We start from the raw sequence: 5,404 nt of genomic DNA on the forward strand, positions 1-5,404 counted from the left end.
CCTGCGGGCCGCCCTCGCGCGCCAGCGCCACGCCCGCCGCCAGCAGCGCGGCGCGCAGGTCGCCGTGGTGGTAGGTCTTGCGGGGCTTGGAGCGGCGGGCCGTGGGCATGGCGTCCTTCGGGTCAAACAAAAAACTACAGCCGCAGGAGGGGTGTGATGTGGACAGCGTTCATTTTAGCGCCTAGCATGTGAACATCGTCCACACCCATGGCGCTCACCGCCCAGAACCATGAGCAACAAAGTATTCGTCAACATTGCCCTGAGCCTCGATGGCTACATGGCCCCCGAAGGCATGACCATGAGCGACCCCGCGCACAAAAACTGGGGCGCCAAGTGGGGGGCGTTGATGGCGTGGCTCATCAAGCAGCAGTACTTTCGCCACCTGCTCAGGCCCCTGTTCGGCGACGGCGGAGAAACCGGGCCTGTCAACGACATGGTTCGGCACACCTTCGAGCGCACGGGCGCCCACATCATGGGCAAGCGCATGTTCGACCAAGGCGAGGTCAGCTGGCCCGAAAACGCGCCGTTTCACACGCCCGTGTACGTTCTGACCCATGAAAAGCGCGCCCCTTGGGTGCGCCCTGGTGGGACGACGTTCTACTTCGTCAACGAAGGGCCCGAACATGCCCTGGCGCTGGCCCGGCAAGCCGCGGGGGCTGCCGACATTCGCATTTCAGGCGGTGCGGACGTGATTGACCAATACCTCAACCTCGACGCCGTGGATGAGCTGGAGATCGCCCTGGCGCCCGTGTTCTTTGGCGGCGGACGCAGGCTTTTCGAGCAGTTGAGCGATCCCCTGCCGCGGTTTCAGATCGATGAAGTCGTCAATGGGTCTGCCGCCACGCATTTGCGGTACGTGCGTACACCGGGCACACAAAGAAACCCATGACCGCAGCTGACAAACCACCACCTCAGGAGTCCCCGACATGCCCACCGGAACCGTCCACCTGCACCGCGTGCTGCGCACCACGCCCGACAAGGTCTTCCGCGCCTTCACGCACAGCGCGGCGCTGGCCAAGTGGCTGCCGCCCTACGGCTTCGTCTGCCACGTCCACCAGTTTGACGGCCAGGTCGGCGGCAGCTTCAGGATGTCGTTCGAGAACTTCACCACCGGCCACAGCCACTCGTTCGGCGGCGAGTACGTGAAGCTGGTGCCGGGCGAGTTCATCGAATACACCGACCGCTTCGACGACCCCAGCATGCCGGGCAAGATGCGCGTGACCGTGCAACTGCGCGCCGTGTCGTGCGGCACCGAGGTCCGCATCGAGCAGGCGGGGATTCCCGAGCTGATCCCCACCGAAGGCTGCTACCTGGGCTGGCAGGAATCGCTGGCGCAGTTGGCCCAACTGGTCGAACCCGACATCACCGGCTAGCCGTGCGCTGGCGCAGCGCCTCGTACAGGCACACGCCGCTGGCCACGGACACGTTCAGGCTCTCCACCGCTCCCTGCATGGGGATGCTGACCAGCTCGTCGCAGGTCTTGCGCGTGAGTTGCCGCATGCCGTCGCCCTCGGCGCCCAGCACCAGGGCCACGGGGCCTTTCAAATCCACCTGGTAGATCGTCTTGGGCGCATCGTCGCTGGTGCCTATGCACCAGATGTTGCGCTCCTTCAATTCACCCAGCGTGCGCGCCAGGTTGGTCACCATGAAGTAGGGCATGGTCTCGGCCGCGCCGCTGGCCACCTTGGCAACCGTGGCGTTGATGCCCACGGCGTGGTCCTTGGGCGCGATGACGGCATGCGCGCCCGCGCCGTCGGCCACGCGCAGGCAGGCGCCCAGGTTGTGCGGGTCGGTCACGCCGTCCAGCACCAGCAGCAGGGGCTGGGCGGTGCCTGCGGCCTCCAGGTCTTCGAGCAGTTCGTCGAGCGACGTGGCCTGCGCCACCGGTTCCACCCGCGCGGCCACGCCCTGGTGGCCGTGGCTGCCCGCCAATTTTGCGATGCGCAGCGCGTCGGCCTCGATCAGCCGCGCCCCGGCCTCGCGCGCGCGGTCCAGGAACTGGCGCATGCGCGCGTCGCGGCGCGTGGCCTCGTAGTAGATCTCGATGATGGACTGGGGCGCGGTCTTCAGGCGCACGCCCACGGCGTGGAAGCCGAAAAGGACTTTGGGGGTGGACATGGGGAAATTATCCGTTGCCTCCAGGCGCTCCGGGCATAAGGTGAGTGTCGCGTACTCAAATTCAGATCAATGCGGCCTGCCGTTGCATGTCGGCATGAAGCTTCGACCAGTCCAGCACGTTGAGGATGCTGGTCTTGATGGGGCGTTTTTCATCCCAGAAGATCAACGAGGACAGAAGCCCTCTGGCTGCCTCGCTTTCCAGATCAGCCAGCGTTTGCAAGGCTTGCACCTGCGTGTCGAAAGACAGGTAGTACACCGTGTCATCGAACATGACGGGCCTCCCCTCTATCGGAGCCACAATTCGAAACCGAAGCGCTTTGTACAAACCGCAGATAGCGATGCGCCAAGGTCTGAACGCGTAGTCCCCCACTCCAAAGATCGAAAAGCGCGGATTCTTCGCATAGATGGTGCTTGCGCGCGCGTCGAGTTGCCCAGCATGCGCCTCCAGATAGGCCCAAGTTCTGGGAGCCAGCGCCCGGATGGGGCTGGTATCGGCACCCACGGCCCGTTGCGTGACAAGAACAAACTTGTTGCGCCATACCTTGTCGCTGCCAATGTCCGAGCCTTTCATTAAGGGGTACAGGCAAGCGTCTTCCAGTTGCACAGACTCCCCCAAGCCATTGACGAAGCCTTCCGCTCCTCGGGTGAATTCCATGATCGCCGAAGCATCGTGCTTGATGCCGGAACGCCACTTCTGCGGGCTTTGTCCCACCAGATAAGAGCACGACTCGAAGGCATCCAAGTCACTCACGATGAGGCCCTGACGGTGGCCTACCTTGCGGCCCTGCCGATCCTCAAGGCTTGCAAACACCGTGTAGTCATACGACGTGCTGGCCGTGGGATCAAGGCGGATAACCAGCAGGCACGCATCGACCGAGGCTCCAAAATGCTTTTTTGCGTCGATCTCCACCATTCGCGCATCCGCAACGGGCTGCCGCAGCCGCTGGGCATGTGCCAGAACCTTGCGGGCCACGGTCGTCTTGACCAGCATCGCCACGTCGCCTCCGCGTGGAGCAAGCCAGCGCAACACCTCCAGCAGCATGGATTCCGAAATGTCGAAGTTGGCCTTGCCGCTGATGGCGTCAAAGCCGCTGAGGCCGAGGAAATTGGACTTCTCCGGAAGGTTCTCCCCGCCTATCGCGCCCAGCGCTGCATTCGTGACCCAAGGGAAGTTGCCGACCACCAGAAGACGGCCCGTCAACCCCCTGGTTCGGGCAGACCAGTCGGCCGAGAAAAAATCCGCCTGCTCCAGCCGCACGTGCGTGAGCGTCGGGCTGGCCTGAAGCTTGCCGCGCAGGGTGTCCAGATAGGCTGCGTTGATTTCAAGGCCCAGGACTTCACGGGCACCGCTGAACACCTGCGCCGCCGCCAGGACGAAAGCCCCGACCCCACAGGTGGGCTCGACCACCACATCGGGCCGCAAGCCCTGGGCTTTCAAGTATTCGCAGACTTGCACCGCTAGGGCATCCGGCGTCTGGAAATCGCCGAACTCGATCCGCTTTTTCCTGTCCATGTTCATGGAGCAAGCGGCGCGCTCTTGTAGATCGAGCGCAGCCCTGGTTCACTACCCGCCTTTTCGATGGCGCGCCCATACTGAAGCCGCCATTGCAAGGCGTTGGAAATGGTCAAGTAGCCCTGGTCCGGCTTCGCTTGAAGAATCTCCCGGGCCAGGTTCATCAGTTCGATTTCATCGACCGGCAGGTTCCTTTCCGTCATGAATGCCATCAGATCGTCCTGGTTGCCTTCGTTGTCCACGATCTGGCGCAGACCCCGCGTCATCTGGAAGTCCGCAGTGCGCCGGGGCTCCACATAGACCGTATCGGTCATGCGCAGCGTGGCACAGCGGGTAGCCGGGTCATCGGCCTTGTCGTACACGAAAACGATGAGCCCGTAGCCCAGGCCGTATATCTTCTGGCGGGCCGATCTGAACGGGCACGAGGATTGCGGCTGCCGGATGCTGGTGACCTTCATGTCCACGCCAAGACCGGGGAAGTCGATACCGTTCGCCGAGTTACCTTGCGCAAAATCGTAGTGCTCTTGCAGGTAGGTTCTGAACTTGTGTTCAAGATAGGTGCCCACCGCCTTGCCATCCGTCACGCCGAACAAGGCAGGATCGGCGTGCTTGCTCTCCAGGTCGGAAAACAACTGCGCCTCCAGGCACAGCAAGTCTATCGTCAAAGTGGTTCTGGTCATGCTTTTGCTACTTATTTCATAGCTATCAACGGTTTACACATAAGGACTGGATGCCAAAAACGCTTCAAACTTTCACGCTTCAAACGACGCGCCCGGCCTCGATGGTGATGCAGCGCTCGCACTGCGCGGCAATGCCCCGATCGTGCGTGACCAGCACCAGCGTCGTGCCCTGCTCGCGGTTCAGCTCGAACATCAGCCGCATGATGGTCTCGCCCGTGGCGAAGTCCAGGCTGCCCGTGGGCTCGTCGGCCAGCAGCACGGCGGGCTGCACCACGAAGGCGCGGGCCAGCGCCACGCGCTGCTGCTCGCCGCCCGAGAGCACCTTGGGGTAATGGCCCAGGCGCTGGCCCAGGCCCACGCGCTCCAGCATGTCGGCGGCGGCCTTGCGGGCGCCCTTGCGCACCTCGGGGCGGCTGGCAAGCTCCAGCGGCAGCATCACGTTCTCCAGCGCCGTCAGGTTGCCCATGAGCTGGAAGCTCTGGAAGACGAAGCCCACCTTTTGCGCCCGCAGCGCGGCGCGCTCGTCCTCGTCGATGGCGAACAGGTCGTGCCCATCCAGTCGCACGGTGCCGCGCGTGGGCATGTCCAGCCCGGCGATGATGGACAGCAGCGTGCTCTTGCCCGAGCCCGACGCGCCGACGATGGCGGCGGTTTCCCTCGGGGCCAGGCGGAAATCGATATCCCGCAGAATGTCGAGCGTGCCGGTGGAGTCCGTCACCGACTTGAAGACGTGCTCCACGGCAATGATGGACGGCGAGGAATATTCGGACATGGAAGGTTCTTTACGGTGAAAGCTCAATGGCTGCTACGGCGCCACTTTATCGCGGCGGGCCTGCTGGCTGCGATTTCCGCACGCGCCCAGGGGCGCCGCACGGTGATCCTGGTGCTGGGCGATTCGCTTTCCGCCGAATACGGCCTGGCGCGCGGCACGGGCTGGGTGGCCCTGCTGGAAAAGCAGCTCGCGCGGGACAGGATCGGCGCCACGGTGGTCAACGCCAGCGTGAGCGGCGAGACCACCTCCGGCGGCCGCTCGCGCCTGGCAGCGCTGCTGGCGCAGCACCAACCCACGCACGTGGTGATCGAGCTGGGCGGC

General features: G+C 63.8%; 7 protein-coding genes and 1 pseudogene. 3 read left to right on the top strand and 5 right to left on the bottom strand.

Annotated features, from left to right (window positions below; translation table 11 throughout):
- Window positions 1-109, bottom strand: a pseudogene (locus QM569_RS12610) (TetR family transcriptional regulator); the annotation flags it as partial.
- Between the two features lie 120 nt (window positions 110-229).
- On the opposite strand from QM569_RS12610, the gene QM569_RS12615 reads away from it, so the two are divergent.
- Together QM569_RS12615 and QM569_RS12620 are read left to right on the top strand one after the other, a co-directional pair.
- Window positions 230-889 (top strand): dihydrofolate reductase family protein, encoded by a 660-nt coding sequence (locus QM569_RS12615; protein ID WP_414987585.1) that lies wholly within the window; start codon window positions 230-232, stop codon window positions 887-889.
- Between the two features lie 37 nt (window positions 890-926).
- Entirely contained in the window at window positions 927-1,373 is a 447-nt protein-coding gene (locus QM569_RS12620) for an SRPBCC family protein (protein ID WP_414987586.1), read from the top strand.
- Here QM569_RS12620 and rlmB read toward each other — a convergent pair.
- The 4 genes from rlmB to QM569_RS12640 all read right to left on the bottom strand — a co-directional run bounded on the left by rlmB (window position 1,363) and on the right by QM569_RS12640 (window position 5,083).
- Entirely contained in the window at window positions 1,363-2,118 is a 756-nt protein-coding gene (gene rlmB / locus QM569_RS12625; protein WP_414987587.1) for a 23S rRNA (guanosine(2251)-2'-O)-methyltransferase RlmB, read from the bottom strand. The genes QM569_RS12620 and rlmB overlap by 11 nt on opposite strands.
- A 61-nt stretch (window positions 2,119-2,179) precedes the next feature.
- Window positions 2,180-3,637, bottom strand: a complete 1,458-nt coding sequence (locus tag QM569_RS12630; protein WP_414987588.1) for a hypothetical protein — start codon at window positions 3,635-3,637, stop codon at window positions 2,180-2,182.
- Window positions 3,634-4,311 carry a hypothetical protein gene (locus QM569_RS12635; RefSeq protein WP_414987589.1) on the bottom strand — a complete coding sequence of 226 codons (678 nt, stop codon included), beginning with the start codon at window positions 4,309-4,311 and terminating at the stop codon, window positions 3,634-3,636. The genes QM569_RS12630 and QM569_RS12635 overlap by 4 nt, the downstream gene beginning before the upstream one ends.
- Window positions 4,312-4,390: 79 nt before the next feature.
- On the bottom strand, window positions 4,391-5,083 hold the full coding sequence (locus QM569_RS12640; RefSeq protein WP_414987590.1) for an ABC transporter ATP-binding protein: 693 nt from the start codon (window positions 5,081-5,083) through the stop codon (window positions 4,391-4,393).
- Window positions 5,084-5,113: 30 nt separating this feature from the next.
- Between QM569_RS12640 and QM569_RS12645 the strand changes: the two genes are divergently transcribed.
- Window positions 5,114-5,404, top strand: a 291-nt coding sequence (locus tag QM569_RS12645; protein ID WP_414987591.1) for a GDSL-type esterase/lipase family protein, incomplete at its 3' end; no start/stop codon positions are given.

The sequence above is a fragment of the Acidovorax sp. genome (assembly GCF_047607405.1).
In the GTDB taxonomy this organism is placed as follows: Bacteria; Pseudomonadota; Gammaproteobacteria; order Burkholderiales; family Burkholderiaceae_C; genus Acidovorax.